Origin of the sequence: uncultured Selenomonas sp., assembly GCA_905372355.1 — a bacterium.
GTDB lineage: Bacteria > Bacillota > Negativicutes > Selenomonadales > Selenomonadaceae > Selenomonas.
The window spans coordinates 15904-35442 of sequence record CAJPOT010000005.1 but is presented as its reverse complement, the minus strand read 5'-3'; the positions used below and the strand labels follow the sequence as shown (position 1 = coordinate 35442).

The following is a 19539-nucleotide window of genomic DNA, read 5'->3' as shown; positions in this document are numbered from 1 at the left end:
TAGTCTGCATACTAAAGTTTCTCCTCTTTCTGCAAACATCTTCGCGAGGGATGCCTCCTTCCATCTGCACTTTTATTATAAAACATCTCCTATAAGTTGTCAATAATATTTTGAAAAATCTTGAAATATTTTCCGTCGACTAAATTTCTCTGTAAAATAAAGAAGCAGCCCTTGCAGGCTGCCCCTTTATTGCACGCATTCCTTGAGCTTCTCCGGTGGCAGGAGGCGCATCAATCCCATGATTGCCAGGATCTGATCAAACGCCGTCCCCGGATTCGCCACATTCCGGATCTTCACGACATGCGTAGCGTCCTTCCAGTTGTCAAACTCACTGTTGTTTTCCGCATATTCCAAATGATACTTTATCTCACTATTTTTATGTCCGAGACGAATCATGCGCTCGACGAGCGTCACATAGTCGACCATGAGGAAAATCGTCTCGAAATTCTCTTTCAAAAGGCGCGCGAGCTGCTTGACGCCATTCGCCTCCAACATCACAAGGCTGATCTTATGCTCCTGCAACGCCGAAAGAACGTCTTTTTTTAAGACGCCATAATAGTCACCCTTATATGTGACGTGCACAATGAATTCCTGCTTGAAGAACTCCGCCTTGCCGACAAAGCGGTAAAATCTCGTATCGGAATCGATTTTTCCTGGTTTCCGCGTCGTATATAAAGGAATGTAATGAATCCCCATCTGCATAAGTTTGCCGATCAGCACCGTCTTGCCCGAAGCGTGCGGCCCGACCAGCGCATAAATCTTATTTGTCATAATCCTCTCCTAAGAAGGCCGTTTGCACGGCCGGCGGAAAAGAAAAAGAGGGCCGCCCCTCCTCGTTCTTCTTATATCTATCAAAAAAGCCGTCCCTGCAGTAAAAACAAAGGTCATAAAAACCTCTCACATGCTATCATACATCATTTCTTCTCCTTTGCCAACCACATTTTCTCTGGAGAAACACAAAGCTGTCCTTATTTTTCTCTTAAAACTTTCAATTGAGATGCAGGAAAATTTACATAAGAAAAGGAAATGCGCAGGAAAACGCGAATATATTCATGACGACAAAATACTAAACAAAGGGAAATCATATGCCATGACGAAAGGCGGGATGCTCCGTGTATTTTTACTGCGAGAAATGCAAAAAAAAATATCCCATCAGCTCGATGAACTACCGCTGCGAATGCGGCGGCATGTTCCATCTGAACAAGGCGGCAAACGAAGAAACGGTGCATGACGTCACGATCGGACACATGCACACCGATCTTCTGAGCATCAAGATTGACGGCATAGAGTATCTGCTGAAGACAGAGAACCTTCTGCCGACTGGCTCCTTCAAGGATCGCGGAGCCTACACGCTGATCAATGAGATCCACCACGTCGGCATTGAGAAGATCGCGCTCGATTCAGCAGGCAACGCCGGCGCCTCCATCGCAGCGCACGCAGCGGCAGCGGGCATCGACTGCACAGTCTATGTGCCAAAGGAGACGTCGCCCGACAAACTGCGTCAGATTGCCGCCTACGGCGCGAAGATCGTCAAGACCGAAGGCGGCCGCATGGGCGCGTGTCAGGCGGTCAAGGAAAACCTCGGCGACGCCTACTATGCTTCGCATGTCTACAATCCGCTCTTCTTCGAGGGCATGAAGGCGATGGCATACGAGATTTATGAACAGCTCGGCGAGAGTGTGCCCGAGTACATCTTCCTGCCCGTCGGTAACGGCACGATGCTCTTAGGTCTTTACTACGGCTTCATCGAGATCGGCCGCCTGCCACGCCTCGTGCCCGTGCAGAGCAAGAACTGTGCACCGCTCTACGAGGCGTTCAACAAGATACCGGCGAGCCCAAAGACGGAAACAATTGCCGAATCGATCCGCATCGAAACACCCAAACGTTTGCACGATATGCTCGCTGCCGTCACGAACAGCGGCGGTGACGTCCTTATCGTTGAAGATGAAGAAATCGTGAAGTGCAAAGAAATGCTCGGACGCCGAGGCATCTATGTGGAAACGACAAGCGCCGCAGCTCTCGCCGGCGCCATGCAAATCTTCGGTACGGCAAAACCCGACAACTATCGCGTCGTCGTGCCACTGACAGGATCGGGACTCAAAGGATAATATGAATCAGGAGGCTGTATCATGTTCAAGAGAATCCTCATCGCCAATCGCGGCGAAATCGCCGTCCGCGTCATCCGCGCCTGTCAAGAGCTCGGCGTCGAGGCGGTCGCCATCTACTCCGACGCCGACAAGAACGCCCTGCACGTCCAGCTCGCCGACCTCACCTATCGCGTCGGCCCCGCCGATGCGACGGAAAGCTACCTCAACAAGGAAGCCGTCCTTGAGGCAGCCATTCAGACGAAGTCCGACGCCATCCATCCGGGCTACGGCTTCCTATCCGAAGATGCCGACTTCGCCGAGATGGTCACGAAGGCTGGCATCGTCTGGATCGGCCCCATGCCCGAGACCCTGCGCCTCGTCGGCGATAAGGATGCAGCGCGCGCTGCCATGGCGCCGTCCGGCATTCCGATGTCAAAGGGCAGCGCCCCTCTCGAAAGCAACGAGATGGCCTTGAAGGCTGCCGCGGAAGTTGGCTACCCTGTCATCTTGAAGCCTGTATCAGGCGGCGGCGGCAAGGGCATGTTCGTCGCACATTCCGAAGAGGATCTCAAGAACATCCTACATCTCGTCGATCTCAAGAAAGTCGTCCACTACTTCGAACACTATATCGAGCATTCACGCCACATCGAGGCGCAGATTCTTGCCGACAACTACGGCACGGTGCTCTTCCTCGGCGAGCGCGAATGCTCGCTGCAGCGCCGCAATCAGAAGCTCCTCGAAGAGTCGCCTTCCGTCGCCCTGACGGAAGAGATGCGCCGCGAGATCGGCCGCCTTGCCATCAAGGCGGCGAAGAGCGTCCACTACTCGAATGCCGGCACGGTGGAATTCCTCCTCGATCTCGCCGACAACAAGTTCTACTTCATGGAGATCAACCCGCGCGTCCAGGTCGAGCACGCCATCACGGAAGCCGTCACGGGCGTCGACATCGTGCGCCGCCAGATCCAGATCGCCGACGGTGAGCCTCTGGGGCTCATGCAGAAGAATATCAAGATCCGCGGTCACGCCATCGAGTGCCGCATCAACGCCGAAGATCCCGACAACAACTTCCTGCCGTCTCCCGGTCTCATCACCTTCATGCACGAGCCGAGCGGTCCGCGCGTACGCTTCGACAGCGGCGTGACGACGGGACTGACAATCGAGCCGTGGTACGATTCCCTCATCGCCAAGGTCATCGTGCACGGTAGAACGCGCGGCGATGCCATCAAGATCATGGAACGTGCCCTAAGCGAATTCCGCATCGAAGGCGTCAAGACAACGATTGCCCTGCACCAGAAAATTCTTGAGGACAGCTACTTCCGCACGGGCAACATCGACACGCAATTCATCAAGCGCCGCATCACCCACTACGAGAACGAGCCGAAAAAGCTCAAGCTCAAGGACAAGCTCGATCTTGCCGCTTCCATCAACGCGAGCATGTATTACGCGTGAGACCTGCACATGAAAAGAACCCGACGGCCATCCGTCGGGTTCTTTTCATGTGCGGCGGCATCCCGCATGTGCTCACTACGCTTCCTTCGGCGCCGGCGCTTTCTGCCCGAGCGAGATGATGAATCCTAAGACCGCTCCGGCGAGCGCCGGGCAGACCCAGCCCATCATGACGCCGTAGAACGGAACATGCGCGGCAAGCATTTCATAGAGGGCGGCAGAGCCGAAGCCTGCGGCATGCATCGCGTCCGTCAGCGAAAAGACGAGCGTGAAAAGAATCGCGCCCTGGTAGATGCTCTTTCGCCAGCCAATGAAGCGATCGAAGAGCGAGAGGATGACGAAGACGATGACGAGCGGATAGATCGCCACGAGGAAGGGCACGGCGAGCGCAATGATCTGCGTGAGGCCGATGTTCGACGCGCCGAAGCTGAAGAGGATGGAAAAGAGCAGCAGGCGCTCGTAGGAGATCTTCTTCTTGAAGAGCTTGTGGAAGAACATGGCGGCGCTCGATGTGATGCCGCAGCACGTCGTGATGCATGCGAGGATGATGATGAGCGCGAGGAGCACGTTGCCCGCCGCGCCGAAGAAGATGCGCACGGCTTCGGCGAGCAGCTGGCCGCCGTTCTCCGAATGTCCGAGAACCGTCGCGCTCGTCGCTCCGAGATAGGCCAAGGAGCCGTAAACGCAGGCCATGAGGAATACGGTGATGAAACCGGCTGCGAGGCATGCCTTGCCGATGGTGCGCGTGTCGGTCACGCCACGATAGCGCACGGCATTGACAACGAGCGCGCCGATGGCGATGGTCGCGAGGAGATCCATCGTCTGATAGCCGTCCTGGAATCCCTGCGCATAGGGCGATTCCAGGTAAACGCCCGTCGGAGCGAGCACCTCCCCCATCGGCGACCAGAAGGTACGCAAAAAGAGGATCACAAGAACGACGAGCAGCGCGGGCGTAAGCATCTTGCCCACGCGGTCGATGAGCTTGTTCGGATTGAGCGACAAATAGTACGATGCGCCAAAGAAAAGCGCCGTGTAGATGACTTGCGGAAGCGTGACATCGCCCGCACCGACGAAGGGACGAATGCCGATCTCAAACGAGACGGCGCCCGTCCTCGGCATGGCGAACAACGGCCCTATGATGAGGTAGAGGATGACGAGAAGCGCCGTCGCAAACCAGGGAAACGTGCGCCTCTTCAGAAGCTGCACATATTCGCCGCCCGCGAGAGCGATCGCCATGATGCCAAGGAGCGGCAGACCGACGCCCGTCGTCATGAAGCCGAGCATGGCAGGCAGCGTGTTCGTCCCCGCCGCCTGTCCCAAGGCAGGCGGAAAGATGAGGTTTCCCGCCCCGAAAAAGACGGAGAACATCATGAAGCCCAAAGTCAAAAGATCCTTCTTCTTCAATCGATTCATTTCACATTCCTCTCAAAATTCTCTTCCAACAGCGGCTTCAGGAACTTGCCCGTATACGACGCCTTGACCTTCACGATGTCCTCGGGACGGCCTTCGGCAACGATCGTGCCGCCGCCCGAACCGCCCTCAGGGCCGAGGTCGATGATGTGGTCGGCCGTCTTGATGACGTCGAGGTTGTGCTCGATGACGACGACCGTGTCACCGCCGTCGACGAGGCGGTGCAGGATGCCGAGGAGCTTCGCGATATCGGCGGTGTGAAGTCCCGTCGTCGGCTCGTCGAGGATGTAGAGCGTGCGCCCCGTCGAGCGGCGCGCCAGTTCCGTCGCGAGCTTCACGCGCTGCGCCTCGCCGCCCGAGAGCGTCGTCGCACTCTGCCCAAGCTTGATGTAACCGAGCCCGACGTCCTGAATGACCTTGAGCTTCGTCTCGATGCGCGGGATATTCTTGAAGAACTCCACAGCTTCGTCAACCGTCATGGCGAGCACGTCGGCGATCGTCTTTCCCTTGTAGCGCACCTCAAGCGTCTCACGATTGTATCGCGCTCCCTTGCAAACCTCGCAGGGCACATAGACGTCGGGCAAGAAGTGCATCTCGATCTTGATGATGCCGTCGCCGCGGCACGCCTCGCAGCGGCCGCCTTTGACGTTGAAGCTGAAGCGCCCGGGCTTGTAGCCGCGCATCTTCGCCTCCGTCGTCTGACTGAAGAGCTGCCGGATGGCATCGAATACGCCCGTATACGTCGCAGGATTCGAGCGCGGCGTGCGCCCGATCGGCTGCTGGTCGATGTCGATGATCTTGTCGACGTGCTCAAGTCCCAGAATCTTCTTGTGCTTGCCGGGCTTTCCCTTCGCATGGTAGAGCCTTGAGGCGACGCCCTTGTAGAGGATCTCGTTGACGAGCGTCGACTTGCCCGAGCCGGAAACGCCCGTGACGAGGATCAGTTCCCCGAGCGGGAACTTCACGCGCAGGTTCTTGAGATTGTTCGCCGCCGCGCCGACGATCTCGATGAAATTGCCCGTGCCCGTCCGGCGGCGGCTCGGCACGGGGATGAACTTCTTCCGTGCGAGATACTGTCCCGTGACGGACTCGGCGACCTTCTTGATCTCTTCCGCCGTACCCTCGGCGACGACACGCCCGCCATGCGCCCCTGCGCCGGGGCCGATGTCGATGATATGGTCGGCGGCGTACATCGTATCCTCGTCATGCTCGACGACGATGAGCGTGTTGCCGAGATCGCGGAGATGCTGCAGCGCCGCCAAGAGGCGGTTGTTGTCACGCTGATGAAGTCCGATGCTCGGCTCATCGAGGATGTAGAGCACGCCCATGAGTCCCGAACCGATCTGCGTCGCAAGCCGTATGCGCTGCGCCTCGCCGCCCGAGAGCGTCCCCGCCGCACGCGAGAGCGTCAGATAATCAAGCCCGACGTTCAAGAGAAAGCCGAGGCGCGCATGGATCTCTTTCAAGATCTGCGCGGCGATCTTCGCCTCGCGCTCCGAGAGCGAAAGCTCGGAGAAGAATTCATCGCATTCTCGAATCGTCAGCGCCGTAACCTCGGCGATGTTCTTGCCGCCGACCTTGACGGAAAGCACCTCGGGACGAAGACGCGCTCCATGGCACGCAGGGCATGGTGTGATCGTCATGTAGTTCTCGTAGTCCTCGCGCATCGCGTCCGTGTCCGTTTCGCGGTAACGCCGCGTAAGCATCGGCATGACACCCTCGAAGGCCGAATGATGCAGCTTGTACTCGCCGAACATGTTCTCGTAGCCAAACTCGAACTTCTCTTCGCCCGTGCCATAGAGAAGAAACTCCTGCACCTTCTTGTCCAAGTCGCGAAACGGCGTGTCAACCGTATAGCCGTAATGCTTGAGAACGGCCTCCATCTGGCAGTTCGCATAGGTGTTGAGATTCTTGGAAAGCGGCGCGAATACTCCTTCGGCAAGCGACAGCGAATCGTCGGGTACGACAAGCTCCAGATCGAACTCCATGTTGCTACCGAGGCCGCTGCACGTCGGACATGCGCCGTAAGGGCTGTTGAACGAGAACATACGCGGCGTGATTTCGGGCAGGCTGATGCCGCAGTCGACGCACGCGAAGTTTTCGCTGAACATCAAAAGTTCGCCGTCGACGATTTGCACGTAGACGACTCCCTCGCCCATCTTCAAAGCCGTCTCCAAGGAATCGGCAAGCCGCTGCTCCATGCCCTCGCGGACGACAAGACGGTCGACGACGACTTCGATCGTATGCTTCTTCGCCTTGTCGAGGTGAATCTCTTCACCGAGGTCGACGACCTCGCCGTCGATGCGCACGCGCACATATCCTTCGCGGCGGATGTGGTCGAGAATCTTCTTGTGCTCGCCTTTCTTGCCGCGAACGATCTGCGCCATGATCAGGAGCTTCGTGCGCTCGGGCAAAGCCTCAAGCTTGTCCATCATCTGATCGACCGTCTGCTGCGCGATGGGCTTGCCGCACTTCGGACAATGCGGGCGGCCGGCGCGTGCGAACATCAATCGCATGTAATCGTAAATCTCCGTCACCGTGCCAACGGTCGAGCGCGGGTTCCGGCTCGTCGTCTTCTGGTCGATGGAAATCGCCGGCGAAAGTCCCTCGATATTGTCAACATCGGGCTTGTCCATCTGACCGAGGAACTGCCTTGCGTAGGATGACAGCGACTCCACATAGCGCCTCTGCCCCTCAGCATAAATTGTATCAAAAGCGAGCGAGGACTTGCCCGATCCCGAAAGCCCTGTGACGACGACGAGTTTGTCTCGCGGTATCTCCACGTCGATATTCTTCAGATTATGGGCGCGCGCGCCCTGTATGCGAATCACATTCTCCATAAAGTATTTTCCTCCGTTTGCTGCTTCCCCCTATTATATCGGAAAGGCGGCGGAAGTTGAAGCCCTTTTATTATTTTATCTTCTCTTTGCACAAATCAGAAGAATCGTGCCTCGATCAGAATAACCTTGCTCATGTCCCACGAGAGCCTCCCATACAAAAAGGCTGCCGCACGAAGCCCATCCTTGCTTCGTGCGGCAGCCTGCCTTATGTATTTTTCGCCATTACCAGATCTTGCCCGCAAGGAACCAGAAACGACCGCGATCCGCCGATATGGTTTCGTTGAGTGATCTCCCCAAGCCGATGCGACGTGCATAGTCGATGCGCGCGAACCAGTCGGGCGCATTGTAGGCGAGACCGACACCCCACCCTTTCAGCGTCGTCGTGCTGCCGTCAAACGAACTGCGGCCTGCGTCGAGGTAGGTACTCGCGACAAGCCCTGGCACATTGGTGTAGTAACGGAACTCAATCGTGCCGAGTATCCCTTTATCCCCCGTGCCTGTGCCCTGCGGATAGGCGCGTACGGCATTAGCACCGCCCAAATACATCTGTTCGGAACTATCGAGATTCTTCGATGCCGCCTGACCTGACAGTTTTACCATGACATCCGCCTGCTTGCCAAGCGACTGAACGGCTGTGACCTTTGCCTCCGCCTTCGTGAAGCCACCGTCTGTTCCCGCACTTTTCGCCAGTTTCTTTGCATACCACGAATCCGCCGTAACATTGCCTGCTGTCAGCACGAAATTGTAGTTCAGCGAAAGGCCGCTCTTGCGGTCACGCCAAAAGCCTTCTACGCCGGCATGGATATCGTGCGAGTGCTTCTTGCTGTCCGCCATGCCGCCGAAAGCGTCCATATCATCCTTGAGGCTGCGATAATCATAGCCGTAGGTAAGGGCGAGCTTTTCATCCGTCGTATGGTAGATAGGGCGGCTGCCATAGACGCTGATCGTATCCGCCGTGCCATGCGCTCCCAGACGCTTCAGAGGTCCGCCGACCTCATAGTCCATGCGGCTGTAGCCGATACCGAGCGACGTGCCGCCGTGCCCTACAAGCGCTTCGTAGTTCACATAGTAATTGTGCAGCGACTTGTTGGAAATCAAGGCGCCGACATTGACCTTCGATCCCATGCCGTCGACGTTGTAGATCGAATGCTGTGCGCCGTAGCGGTAGCGTCCCGTAGCCTCGCTGCCATAGTTCTCGGCGTAGACGATGGTCGAGGACGGTTTGCCATCCTCAATGTGCACAGTCACGTCGCTCGTTCCGAACGATTTTCCCGCACTGAGCGTGCCGACGGCACGCGCTCCGCTGAAGTCGCTGATCGTGTAAAGAGCCGTCTCAAGATCCTTCGTGCGGATGATCTCGCCCTTCTTTAGCCCCGCGAGGAAGCCCTGAGCCGCTGCATCCTTGAATCGGCTCTTGTTGTCGAGCTTCACATCACCGTAACGGCCAGGAATGACCTTGATGATGACATTGCCGTCCTCGGACTCCTGCGCGGGCAGGTAGGCGGCGGCAGCCGGATAGCCATGACTGCGGCAGTACGCCGTGATCTGATCCTGCAGGTCGTTGAGTCCCGCGAGCGTCGTCTCCTTGCCAATGCGCGCTAAGAGAATGTCACGAATCTCGGCATTGTTGAACTTGATCTCGTCCTCGACGTCAAGCTGGATGTTCTTCACGAGGAACTTCACTTCGTTCGTCGCTGTATTCTTCTTCATGTTGTTCTCGACGCCCGCCTCTGCCCCAGGCAGCGTCCCTTCGATGTCCTGCCCGGGCTTTGACAGCGAAGACGCGGCATACGCCGGCGCCGCCGCCGTGCTCGCGAGAAGCCCCAAGAGCACCGCCCTCGTCAAAGTATGGTGCAGCTTGTTTTTCATGCCAATGATCTCCCTTGCTCTAAATTCATGGATATGCTGCTTCGTGCAGTCTTCTTCCTAAAATAGGAACCTGCCGGACCTATGCCCACCCATTTGCAGGAAAAGCCAATCTATCAGACATAGCCTAGCTTTTTTCTTTTTCGACATGCACCTTTTGAAATCCTTCCCTTAGGATCATTTATTGTGCTTCACGAGAAATTTTAATCCTCTGCCATCCATGCACATCCTCCTGCGTATTTTGTATACAGTCGTTCCATTGACATGACTTTTCTCATGGTGTACGATGTAGGGGAAAAAGAAGTTTCCCCCAAGCAGGAGGCACAGGAATGAGCATACATGAAGAATGCGGCGTATTCGGCGCATTTTCCCCCGAGCCGGCGAACGTCGCCGCGATGGCGTATTACGGACTCTACGCGCTGCAGCACCGCGGCCAGGAGAGCTGCGGCATCACCGTGAACGACGACGGCGTCTTTTCCTCGCACAAGGATCTCGGACTCGTCAACGACGTCTTTTCGCGCGAAGTCCTCTCTCGCTTCCCCGAGGGCACGATGGCCGTCGGCCATGTGCGCTACGGCACGACGGGAGCGACGAGCCGCCGCAACTGTCAGCCGCTCGCCATCAACCACCAGAAGGGAAAGCTGGCGCTCGCACACAACGGCAACCTCAGCAACGCCGATGTCCTGCGCGACAAGCTCGAACTCGCGGGCGCAATCTTCCACACGACGATCGACACAGAGATCATCGCCTACCTCATCACGCAGGCACGGCTCAAGACTCCCTCCATCGAAGACGCGGTCAGTCAGACGATGAACCGCCTCGAAGGCGCTTATTCACTGTGTCTGATGTCGAGCGCCAAGCTCGTCGCCGTGCGTGACCCGCAGGGCTTCCGTCCGCTTTGCTACGGCAAGATGCCCGACGGCACCTGGATCGTCGCTTCTGAGAGCTGTGCTCTGAGCGCCGTCGGCGCCGAATTCGAGCGCGACCTCCTGCCCGGCGAGATCCTCGTCTTCACGAAGAACGGCATGACGAGCCGCTTGGAACACTGTCATACGAAGCCTAGAAAATCGTGTGTCTTCGAGTACATCTACTTCGCACGTCCCGACTCCATCATCGACGGCGTTTCCATCCACGCGGCAAGGACGCGTGCTGGCGAGATCCTCGCCGCCAAGCATCCCATCGACGCTGACGTCGTCATCGGCGTGCCCGACTCGGGACTCGACGCGGCACTCGGCTACAGCCGCGCCTCAGGCATCCCCTACGGCATCGGGCTCATCAAGAACAAGTACATCGGCCGCACCTTCATCGCGCCCGGGCAGGAAAACCGTGTCGACAAGGTGCGCATCAAGCTCAATCCCATCGCCGAAACCGTCTACGGCAAAAGGGTCGTGCTCATCGACGACTCCATCGTGCGCGGCACGACGAGCAAGCGCATCACCGACCTCATCCGCAAGGCGGGCGCGAAGGAAATCCACCTGCGCATCTCCGCACCGCCGTTCCTCCATCCCTGCTATTACGGCACGGACATCGACTCTGCCGATCACCTCGTCGCCGCGCATCACACGCTTGAGGAAATCACGAAGATCGTCGGCGCCGACACCCTCGGCTACCTGCCGATCGAATCGCTGCCCGCACTCGCCGGCAACATCCCATGCTGCGACGCCTGCTTCAGCGGCGATTATCCGACGAGTATCCCGAAGAATACAAACAAAGACCGCTTCGAGAAGAAACTCTCCGAAAGCGAAGGTTAAGGAAGCGCTCCCTCGAAAGCGCACAAAAAAACCGCTGCCAGGCAGCGGTTTTTTCATGCATTTCTGCGCATCAGGGCGCGGAAATCGCGGAGACGGGACAGCCTTCCGCACACGCACCGCACTCAATGCACTTCTCCGGGTCAATCACGTACTGGGACTCACCCTCCGAGATCGCCTCGACGGGACAGGTACCAGCGCACGAACCGCACGAAATGCACTCTTCGCTAATCTTGTAAGCCATGACAGGACACCTCCTTTCGCAGCCGCGCTGCAAGCACGAGCTTTATCTTATCGCCTTCTCGCCTCTGCCGCACGACATAGGGAGACTGCTCATCTATCGGAAAAAAATCTCGTGTGGGACGTGTCCACTCCACATCATAGAGGAATCCGAGCGCCTCAAGACGCTCTTTCGCCTCCTGCCAGGGAATGCCCAAAACATCGACTTCTTCCATCAGACTTCCATGATTTCCTTTTCCTTGACGACGCGCGCATCTTCCACGGCCTTGATGTACTTGTCGACAAGCTTCTGCATGTCGTCCTGGCCCTTCTTTGCGTCGTCCTCGGTGATTTCCTTCGCCTTTTCGAGCTTCTTCATCTGCTCGTTCGCATCGCGGCGGATGTTGCGGATCGCGACCTTCGCATCCTCCGTCTTCTTGTTCAGCGACTTCACGAGTTCCGTGCGACGCTCCTGCGTGAGCTGCGGAATGGAAAGCCGTACCGCCGTGCCGTCGGAGTTCGGTGTGAGTCCGAGATCGGACTTCATGATCGCCTTCTCGATGTCGTGCAGAATCGTCTTCTCCCAAGGCGTGATCATGAGCATGCGCGGCTCGGGCACGGCGATTGCCGCGACCTGGCTCACGGGCGTGGGCTGACCATAGTAGTCGACCATCACGCGATCGAGAAGCGCAGGGGTTGCGCGTCCAGCGCGCAGTGAGCCGAAATCACGGCGCAGCGCTTCGAGCGTCTTCTTCATGCGCTCTTCCTGCGCATGGAAAATATCCTTGATCATGCTTCCTCTCCCCCTACAATCGTGCCGATATCCTCGCCGACCGCAGCCTTGAGGATATTCTCATGCTTGTCAATGTTGAATACGACGATGGGAATCTTATTATCCATGCAGAGGCTCGTCGCCGTCGAGTCCATGACAGCGAGGCCACGATTCAGAACCTCCATGTATGCGAGGCGGCTGAACTTCTTTGCCGCAGGATTCTTGCGCGGGTCAGAATCGTAGACGCCGTCGACGCCCTTCTTCGCCATGAGGATGACGTCCGCTTCGATCTCAGCAGCACGAAGAGCCGCGGTCGTGTCGGTCGAGAAGTACGGATTTCCCGTGCCTGCCGCCAGGATCACGACGCGTCCCTTTTCGAGATGGCGCACAGCCTTACGGCGAATGTACGGCTCGGCAATCTGACGCATCTCGATGGCGCTCTGCACGCGCGTATCGACATCGATATTTTCCAAAGAGCTTTGCAAGGCGAGCGAGTTCATGACGGTCGCGAGCATTCCCATGTAATCTGCCTGCGCCCGATCCATGCCCTTGTCGCTTCCCGCAAGACCGCGCCAGATATTGCCACCGCCGACGACAACGGCAACGTCAATGCCGTGCTCGCGCACCTTCTTGACCTCGGCCGCAATGGCGTCGACGGTCGGCAGGTCGATACCGAAGCCCTGATCTCCTGCGAGAGATTCACCGCTGAGTTTCAAAACGACACGCTTGTAGCTGGCAATATCCAAAATGAACGTCCTCCTTGCAGAAGTATCTTCCCATCTCGTTGCTTTTCTTCCCTATTCGACGAAGATGGAAATAATCCTCTTCACTTTTCAGAAAACCGCCCTGCCGTTAGAACTTCCTAAGGTGTTGTGCATTTTCGCGACAACTTCCTGAAAATGGCAGGAAAAAAGCTGCCGCACAGAAACATTTTTCATCCATCGCCATGCAGCAGCTTTTCTTATTCCAAATCTCTTAGCCCTTGATCTGAGCAGCGACCTCAGCCGCGAAGTCTTCCGACTTCTTCTCAAGACCTTCGCCAAGCTCGAAGCGCACGAAACGCTCGACCTTGACATCGCCGAGAACCTCCTGAACTTTCTTGTCAGGATCCTTGACGAAGGGCTGCTCCAGCAGGCACACTTCCTGATAGAACTTGTTGATGCGACCCTCGACCATGCGCTCCACGATCTTCTCGGGCTTGCCCTCTTCGAGAGCCTGCGCGCGCAGGACTTCCTTCTCGTGCTCAAGGTCTTCCGTCTTCACGCCCGAGCGGTCGATTGCCGTCGGCGCAGACGCTGCGATGTGCATGGCGACATCCTTGCCGATCTCCGCCGTGCCGCCCGAAAGGTCGACGAGCACGCCGATCTTGCCGCCCATGTGGATGTAGCTTGCAATGCGACCCGAAGCGTTCTCATAGCGCTCGAAGCGGCGCAGCGAAATCTTCTCGCCGATGCTCGCGACAGCTTCCGTGACGATTTCCGCCACCGTCTTGCCTTCAAGCGTGCTCGCATTCAAGGCGTCCAGGTCGGCAGGATTCGTCTCTGCGATGTGCTTGGCGATCTTGTCGCAAAGCGCATGGAACTTCTCCGTAACGGCGACAAAGTCCGTCTCGCAGTTGATCTCAACGAGCGCCGCGACCTTCGCATCGTCCGCAACATAGGCTGCAACGACACCCTCGGAAGCGATGCGGCCGGCCTTCTTCTCAGCCTTCGCAATGCCCTTCTCGCGCAGGTAGTCGATCGCCTTGTCCATGTCGCCGTCGGTCTCCGTCAGCGCCTTCTTGCAATCCATCATGCCTGCGCCCGTACGCTCGCGCAGCTCCTTGACCATCTTTGCGTCAATCTTTGCCATCTTGCGCCTCCTCGCCTGCACCTGCCTGACCCTGACGACCCTCGACGATGGCGCTCGCCATCGCGCTCGTCAAAAGGCGGACGGCACGGATCGCATCGTCGTTGCCCGGAATCACATAGTCGATCTCATCAGGATCGCAGTTCGTATCAACGATTGCGACGATGGGGATGTTGAGTTTCTTCGCCTCAGCGACGGCGATGCGCTCCTTGCGCGGATCGACGACGAAGAGCGCTCCCGGCAGACGGTTCATCTCCTTGATGCCGCCGAGGAACTTCTCCAGCTTCGTCATCTCGTGACGCAGCTGCAGGACTTCCTTCTTCGTCAGAACGTCGAACGTGCCGTCCTCTTCCATGCGCTCAAGATCCTTCAAGCGGCGGATGCGCTTCTGGATCGTCTGATAGTTCGTCAGCATGCCGCCGAGCCAACGCTCGTTGACATAGAACATCTCAGCCTTCGTCGCCTCTTCCTTCACGGCGTCCTGCGCCTGCTTCTTCGTGCCGACGAAGAGAACGCTCTTGCCCTCTTCCGCCAAGCTGCGAAGGAAGTTGTACGCCTCGTCAACCTTGCGCACGGTCTTCTGCAAATCAATGATGTAGATGCCGTTCCTCTCCGTGAAGATGTACTTCGCCATCTTCGGATTCCAACGGCGGGTCTGATGTCCGAAATGGACACCGGCCTCCAAAAGTTGTTTCATAGAAACTACTGCCATAATTGGTGCACCTCCTGTTTTTTCCTCCGCGCCCCTCATCCTCTGCACCACTCCCAAAGGAGCACAGGGCAGACGTCAGTGCGCGTGCGTTATAGACACCGTGAAGAATTTTAGCATAGATGGGGCGGAAAAGCAAGTGGGAAAAGCACACAAAAGCGCAAACCTATGCTATAATATGAATGGTGCTGCCCAAACGGTAGGCGGTCGATTCTTGCCCCTGAAAGGCGGTCAACGTCAGCCAATCGCGCTTCGCCTTCGGCTCACGCTCTTGGGACGTTTTCGCATACGAGCCGTTTGCCAATCAGCTACGCCCACGGGCTTGCTTCTTGGACGGCTCAGCAGGGGCGTTGCTTATGGAGCTGTACGATTTTTTATCGTTGGTTTTCTGCGTGACGATTTGCATCGTTGCGTTAAAAGCAAAATAAGAATACCCCGCCTCTAGCACCCAAACTTTAGGCGGGATATTCCTTTACTAAAACTTTGGGGCTGACCGCTTGCCGGCAGCACCTTTTCTATGCTTATTATACGACATGACGAAACTTTCGTCAAATTTCCGAAACAACATCACATGCATGTCTGCCTCAATCTTCCTTGGGCAAGATCGTGTAGCTTTCGAGCGCCATGACGTCCTTGGCGACGACGGTCAGGCGGAGCGCGAGTTCGGCTGCGAGGTGTGCGAGCGGCTCGGCGGTTTCCACGGCGCGTGCGATGCGGCTCGCCACTTCGATCTCATATGCGCCCGCGTGCGCCTTGCTCTCCAAGCGGCGGATGTCACGGCAGATTCGGATGGCGATCGTCTCGGGCGATTCGACCCTGCCCCGGCCGTGGCAGTAAGGGCACGGGCTGTAGATGATGCTCTCCAAGTTTTGCCGCGACTTCTTGCGCGTGATCTCGATGAGGCCGAGCGCCGTGATGTCGACGATATTCGTCTTCGTGCGGTCGAAACGCACGCGGTCGCGCAGAAAGGTGAGGAGCTTTTCCTTCTGCTCGTCCGTGTCCATGTCGATGAAGTCGACGAGGATGATGCCGCCGATGTCCCTGAGGCGAATCTGCTTCAAGATCTCGGCCGCCGCTTCGAGGTTCGTGCGGTAGACCGTGTCGCCGAGATTCGCCTTGCCGACGTAGCGCCCCGTATTCACGTCGATGGCGGTCAGCGCTTCCGTCTTGTCGATGACGATGGAGCCGCCCGAGGGAAGCACGACCTCGCGCTCGCCGAGGCGCTCGATTTCTTCCTCCACGCCGTAGCGACGAAAGAGCGGCTCGCGCTCTTCGTAGAGATGGACTCTTTGTGCAAGCTCGGGCGAGATGGATTCGACGAGTTCCTTCACGCGACGGCAGGCGTCGGCGTCATCGATGTAGAGCGCATCAATCTCTTCTGTGAAGGAGTCGCGCACGAGGCGCACGATGAGGTCGGCATCGCGGTAGAGGAGCGCCGGCGCCTTCGCCATCTTGTTCTTCGCCTGCAGGGTTTGCCAGAGGCGCACGAGGCGGTCGACATCCTCCTGGAAACTCTCCTCCGTCTGCCCGTGCGCCGCCGTGCGGATGATGAGTCCCATGCCCGCCGGGCAGATGCGCGCGGCGATCTCCCGAAGCCGCGTGCGCTCGGCCTCACCCTCGATGCGCCGCGAGATGCCAATGTAGGCGGCCGTCGGCATGAGCACGACGTTCCTGCCCGGAATCGACAGGTGCATTGTCGCACGCGGCCCCTTCGTGCCGATGGCGTCCTTCGTGATCTGTACGGGAAGCCGCTGGCCGATGTGGATGCGTGCGGCGGGCGTCGTTTTCTGTGCGCCCTCGTGCGGCACGCCGTCGCCGATGTAGAGGAACGCATTCTTCTCCCAGCCGATGTCGACGAAAGCCGCCTGCATGCCCGGCAGGACGTTCTGCACCTGTCCCTTGTAGATGTTGCCGACGAGGTGCGACTGCGACTCGCGCTCAACCTCGACCGCCAGAAGCTCGTCGTTTGCCACGATCGCCATGCGCGTCTCTTCGGGAGCGCAGTTTACAAGAATGGTTTTCATCACATCAACTCCATCGATGGGTATCGGTCTTACGATTCGATCAGGGTGAAAAGGTCTTTGCCGCCCGAGAGGAGCGCCGTGCGGCAGATCTGGGCCTCCCTCGGCTCGACGGCGAGACCGAAGTCGTGCGCCAGAAGCCCAATCGCCTCGCCAGGCTTCAGACTGCCCTCAGGCGTGACGGCGATAGCGAGGAAAAGCAGCAGAGCGCCGCCCTCTTTTTCGACGCGGATTTCCTTCAGGTACGCTTTCGCATCGACCTCGCGCGTCTTCTTCGGCAGGACGCGCCGATAGATGGCCTCGGGCGCAGCAAAGAAGGCGGCGACAGCGCGCCGCGCCGCCTCCTCCGCGCCCGCATAGGGCACGCGCACGCGGTACTCGGCGCGGTCGACCGCCGCCATCAGCGACTTCGCCTTGCCCTCGTACGGGACGAGACGACCGAGGCGCACGCCCAGCGGCAGGGCGGCGGCGAGCCTGTCCCACGCCTCGGGCTGCGCGACGGGGCGCGAAAGCTCCACGTCCATGACCTCCGCCTCGCTCGTCACGCCCACGGCGAGCGCCGAGGCGAACGAGAACTTCATGTGCGGGTTGAACCCCTCCGAATAGGCGACGGGCAATTTGGCGCGGCGGATCGCCCGCTCGATGAGCGCAGCGTAATCGAGATGGGAGATGAAACGGATCTCCTCGCCCTTCGTCAAGAGTGCGCGCAGCTTCATGCTTCTCCCCTCCAATCGACGACGTCGCAGCCAAGCTCGGGACAGACGCCGCAGCCCGTACACGTTTCGCGCCGGCAGTCATGCGTGAGCGCCGCCTCCTGTGCACGCTGCCACTCGCGGCGCAAAAAGTCCTCAGACACGCCAGGGCTCGTGTGCGCCCACGGCAGGACTTCTTCCGGATCGCGCGTGCGCCGGCTGTAGAACTCGGGCGCAACGCCGCAGCGGCAAAAGGCGTCCTTCCAAACCTCGTCTTTGAACTGATCCGTCCAGCCGTCGAACTTCGCGCCGTTTCGCCACGCCGTCTCGATGACGGCTGAGAGCCTGCGATCGCCGCGTGACAGCGCTCCTTCGAGGACGCTTGCGCGTGCGTCATGGTAGTGAAACGAGATCGCGCGGTCGCGTATGCTCTCCTTCAAGAGCTGCTGTCTGCGCTCGAATTCTTCCTGCGGCACCTGCGCGAACCACTGGAACGGCGTGTACGCCTTGGGCACGAAGCACGAGACGGACACCGTGACCTTGACACCGCGCTTCCCCTTGACTTTCTTGTAGCAGTCGACAACTTTCTGCGCGAGCTCTGCGATGCCGACGATATCCTCGTCCGTCTCAGTCGGCAGCCCCATCATGAAGTAGAGCTTGACCGCCTTCCATCCCTGCTCAAATGCCGTGCGCACCGAGTGCAACAAGTCGTCTTCCGTCACGTTCTTGTTGATGACGTCGCGCAGGCGCTGCGTGCCCGCCTCAGGTGCAAACGTCAAGCCGCTCTTTCGCACCTGCTGCAATCGCTCGGCGATGTCGACGGAGAAACTGTCGATGCGCAAAGACGGCAGAGAAAAGCTCACGCGCTCGCCCTGAGTGCCGGCAAGAAGCCCGTCGACGAGCGGCGAGAGACACGAGTAGTCGGCGGACGAGAGCGACGTCAAGGACATCTCGTTGTAGCCCGTCGAATCGAAGAGGGTGCGCGCCAGAGATTCGAGTGTCTCGGGACGGCGCTCGCGCACGGGACGGTACGCCATGCCCGCCTGACAGAAGCGGCAGCCGCGCGTGCAGCCGCGGAAAAGCTCAAGCATGAGGCGGTCGTGCACGATGCCGAGGTACGGCACGACGGGCTTTTCCAAAAACGGCGTGGCATCGAGATCCTTGACGACGCGCCGATAGATTTGCGGCGAAGCTGCCTCATCGAGGATGCGAAGCCCTGTGAACATGCCCTGCGCATCGTACTCGGGCGCATAAAAGGACGGCACGTAGACGCCCGGAATCCGCGCAGCGCGGCGCAGGAAGCCACGCCTGCCGTCCGGGCGACCCTCCTTCTTCCATGCGATCAAGGCGTCGCACACCTCGACGACGATTTCCTCGCCGTCGCCGAGCACGAAGAAGTCGAAGAAGTCGGCGATTGGCTCCGTGTTGTATACGCAGGGGCCGCCGCCGATGACGAAGGGCTGCTCGTTCGTGCGCTCCGCCGCATGGAGCGGCAGCCCTGCGAGGTCAAGCATGTTGAGCGTGTTCGTGATGAGAAGTTCGTACTGCAGCGAGAAGCCGAGGATGTCGAAGGAGGAAATCTCCCGGAAGGTTTCGAGCGAAAAGAGCGGGATGCCGCGGCGGCGCATTTCCTCTTCCATATCGAGCCAGGGCGCATAAACACGTTCCGCCGCGATGTCATCGCGGCGGTTCAAAATCTCATAGAGAATCTTCAGCCCGAGGTTTGACATGCCGACCTCATAGACGTCCGCCATCGCGAGCGCGATGCGGCAAAGGACGGCGGCGGAGTCCTTCGGCTGTGCGTTCCATTCGCCGCCCGTATAGCGTGCGGGTTTCTCGACAGCCTGAAGCATCTCCTGTTCCAACTTGACCATAAATCCT

Annotated in this window: 16 protein-coding genes; 3 read left to right on the top strand and 13 right to left on the bottom strand. The window is 58.4% G+C overall.

All coding sequences use genetic code 11. The annotated features are described in order from the left end of the window. Positions 1-186: 186 nt before the first annotated feature. On the bottom strand, positions 187-771 hold the full coding sequence (locus QZ177_RS04320) for a hypothetical protein (RefSeq protein WP_009645239.1): 585 nt from the start codon (positions 769-771) through the stop codon (positions 187-189). A 341-nt stretch (positions 772-1112) separates the two neighbouring features. Here QZ177_RS04320 and QZ177_RS04315 point away from each other — a divergent pair, with 341 nt between their 5' ends. Beyond that, complete coding sequence (locus QZ177_RS04315; protein ID WP_009645233.1) at positions 1113-2108, top strand: pyridoxal-phosphate dependent enzyme; 996 nt, start codon at positions 1113-1115, stop codon at positions 2106-2108. Between the two features lie 21 nt (positions 2109-2129). Continuing rightward, positions 2130-3536 (top strand): acetyl-CoA carboxylase biotin carboxylase subunit, encoded by a 1407-nt coding sequence (locus QZ177_RS04310; RefSeq protein ID WP_009645236.1) that lies wholly within the window; start codon positions 2130-2132, stop codon positions 3534-3536. 75 nt (positions 3537-3611) lie between these two features. On the opposite strand, the gene brnQ is transcribed toward QZ177_RS04310, so the two are convergent. The 3 genes from brnQ to QZ177_RS04295 all read right to left on the bottom strand — a co-directional run bounded on the left by brnQ (position 3612) and on the right by QZ177_RS04295 (position 9652). After that, positions 3612-4946, bottom strand: coding sequence for a branched-chain amino acid transport system II carrier protein (gene brnQ / locus QZ177_RS04305; RefSeq protein WP_294175632.1), 1335 nt, complete (start codon positions 4944-4946; stop codon positions 3612-3614). Beyond that, positions 4943-7783: an excinuclease ABC subunit UvrA gene (gene uvrA / locus QZ177_RS04300; protein WP_294175631.1), complete on the bottom strand. Its 2841-nt coding sequence runs from the start codon at positions 7781-7783 to the stop codon at positions 4943-4945. The genes brnQ and uvrA overlap by 4 nt, the downstream gene beginning before the upstream one ends. 222 nt (positions 7784-8005) lie before the next feature. Beyond that, entirely contained in the window at positions 8006-9652 is a 1647-nt protein-coding gene (locus QZ177_RS04295) for a ShlB/FhaC/HecB family hemolysin secretion/activation protein (RefSeq protein ID WP_294175630.1), read from the bottom strand. A gap of 326 nt (positions 9653-9978) precedes the next feature. Here QZ177_RS04295 and purF point away from each other — a divergent pair, with 326 nt between their 5' ends. Continuing rightward, positions 9979-11400, top strand: coding sequence for an amidophosphoribosyltransferase (purF, locus tag QZ177_RS04290; protein WP_294175629.1), 1422 nt, complete (start codon positions 9979-9981; stop codon positions 11398-11400). 70 nt (positions 11401-11470) lie between these two features. Here purF and QZ177_RS04285 read toward each other — a convergent pair whose 3' ends face one another. The 9 genes from QZ177_RS04285 to QZ177_RS04245 all read right to left on the bottom strand — a co-directional run bounded on the left by QZ177_RS04285 (position 11471) and on the right by QZ177_RS04245 (position 19532). Beyond that, positions 11471-11641 (bottom strand): 4Fe-4S binding protein, encoded by a 171-nt coding sequence (locus QZ177_RS04285; RefSeq protein WP_009646785.1) that lies wholly within the window; start codon positions 11639-11641, stop codon positions 11471-11473. Continuing rightward, on the bottom strand, positions 11625-11852 hold the full coding sequence (locus QZ177_RS04280; RefSeq protein ID WP_294175628.1) for a PASTA domain-containing protein: 228 nt from the start codon (positions 11850-11852) through the stop codon (positions 11625-11627). Before QZ177_RS04280 ends, QZ177_RS04285 begins: the two co-directional genes overlap by 17 nt. After that, positions 11852-12409, bottom strand: a complete 558-nt coding sequence (gene frr / locus QZ177_RS04275) for a ribosome recycling factor (RefSeq protein WP_294175627.1) — start codon at positions 12407-12409, stop codon at positions 11852-11854. Before frr ends, QZ177_RS04280 begins: the two co-directional genes overlap by 1 nt. Further along, positions 12406-13134 carry a UMP kinase gene (gene pyrH / locus QZ177_RS04270; protein ID WP_009646779.1) on the bottom strand — a complete coding sequence of 243 codons (729 nt, stop codon included), beginning with the start codon at positions 13132-13134 and terminating at the stop codon, positions 12406-12408. Before pyrH ends, frr begins: the two co-directional genes overlap by 4 nt. A gap of 229 nt (positions 13135-13363) precedes the next feature. Next, a complete protein-coding gene (tsf, locus tag QZ177_RS04265) occupies positions 13364-14239 on the bottom strand; it encodes a translation elongation factor Ts (RefSeq protein WP_294175626.1) in 876 nt (291 codons plus the stop codon). Beyond that, positions 14226-14948 (bottom strand): 30S ribosomal protein S2, encoded by a 723-nt coding sequence (gene rpsB / locus QZ177_RS04260; protein ID WP_013740604.1) that lies wholly within the window; start codon positions 14946-14948, stop codon positions 14226-14228. The genes tsf and rpsB overlap by 14 nt, the downstream gene beginning before the upstream one ends. A 581-nt stretch (positions 14949-15529) precedes the next feature. Then, positions 15530-16969 (bottom strand): Rne/Rng family ribonuclease, encoded by a 1440-nt coding sequence (locus tag QZ177_RS04255; protein ID WP_294175625.1) that lies wholly within the window; start codon positions 16967-16969, stop codon positions 15530-15532. A 29-nt stretch (positions 16970-16998) separates the two neighbouring features. Continuing rightward, positions 16999-17682: a TIGR03936 family radical SAM-associated protein gene (locus QZ177_RS04250; protein WP_294175624.1), complete on the bottom strand. Its 684-nt coding sequence runs from the start codon at positions 17680-17682 to the stop codon at positions 16999-17001. Further along, positions 17679-19532 (bottom strand): TIGR03960 family B12-binding radical SAM protein, encoded by a 1854-nt coding sequence (locus QZ177_RS04245; RefSeq protein WP_294175623.1) that lies wholly within the window; start codon positions 19530-19532, stop codon positions 17679-17681. Before QZ177_RS04245 ends, QZ177_RS04250 begins: the two co-directional genes overlap by 4 nt. Between the last annotated feature and the right edge of the window lie 7 nt (positions 19533-19539).

Bases quoted from the DNA above. Each gene is read 5' to 3' on its own strand.
- QZ177_RS04320 (WP_009645239.1), bottom strand. From the start codon at position 771: ATGACAAATAAGATTTATGCGCTGGTCGGGCCGCACGCTTCGGGCAAG.
- QZ177_RS04310 (WP_009645236.1), top strand. From the start codon at position 2,130: ATGTTCAAGAGAATCCTCATCGCCAATCGCGGCGAAATCGCCGTCCGC.
- brnQ (WP_294175632.1), bottom strand. From the start codon at position 4,946: ATGAATCGATTGAAGAAGAAGGATCTTTTGACTTTGGGCTTCATGATG.
- uvrA (WP_294175631.1), bottom strand. From the start codon at position 7,783: ATGGAGAATGTGATTCGCATACAGGGCGCGCGCGCCCATAATCTGAAG.
- QZ177_RS04295 (WP_294175630.1), bottom strand. From the start codon at position 9,652: ATGAAAAACAAGCTGCACCATACTTTGACGAGGGCGGTGCTCTTGGGG.
- purF (WP_294175629.1), top strand. From the start codon at position 9,979: ATGAGCATACATGAAGAATGCGGCGTATTCGGCGCATTTTCCCCCGAG.
- QZ177_RS04285 (WP_009646785.1), bottom strand. From the start codon at position 11,641: ATGGCTTACAAGATTAGCGAAGAGTGCATTTCGTGCGGTTCGTGCGCT.
- QZ177_RS04280 (WP_294175628.1), bottom strand. From the start codon at position 11,852: ATGGAAGAAGTCGATGTTTTGGGCATTCCCTGGCAGGAGGCGAAAGAG.
- frr (WP_294175627.1), bottom strand. From the start codon at position 12,409: ATGATCAAGGATATTTTCCATGCGCAGGAAGAGCGCATGAAGAAGACG.
- tsf (WP_294175626.1), bottom strand. From the start codon at position 14,239: ATGGCAAAGATTGACGCAAAGATGGTCAAGGAGCTGCGCGAGCGTACG.
- rpsB (WP_013740604.1), bottom strand. From the start codon at position 14,948: ATGGCAGTAGTTTCTATGAAACAACTTTTGGAGGCCGGTGTCCATTTC.
- QZ177_RS04255 (WP_294175625.1), bottom strand. From the start codon at position 16,969: ATGAAAACCATTCTTGTAAACTGCGCTCCCGAAGAGACGCGCATGGCG.
- QZ177_RS04250 (WP_294175624.1), bottom strand. From the start codon at position 17,682: ATGAAGCTGCGCGCACTCTTGACGAAGGGCGAGGAGATCCGTTTCATC.
- QZ177_RS04245 (WP_294175623.1), bottom strand. From the start codon at position 19,532: ATGGTCAAGTTGGAACAGGAGATGCTTCAGGCTGTCGAGAAACCCGCA.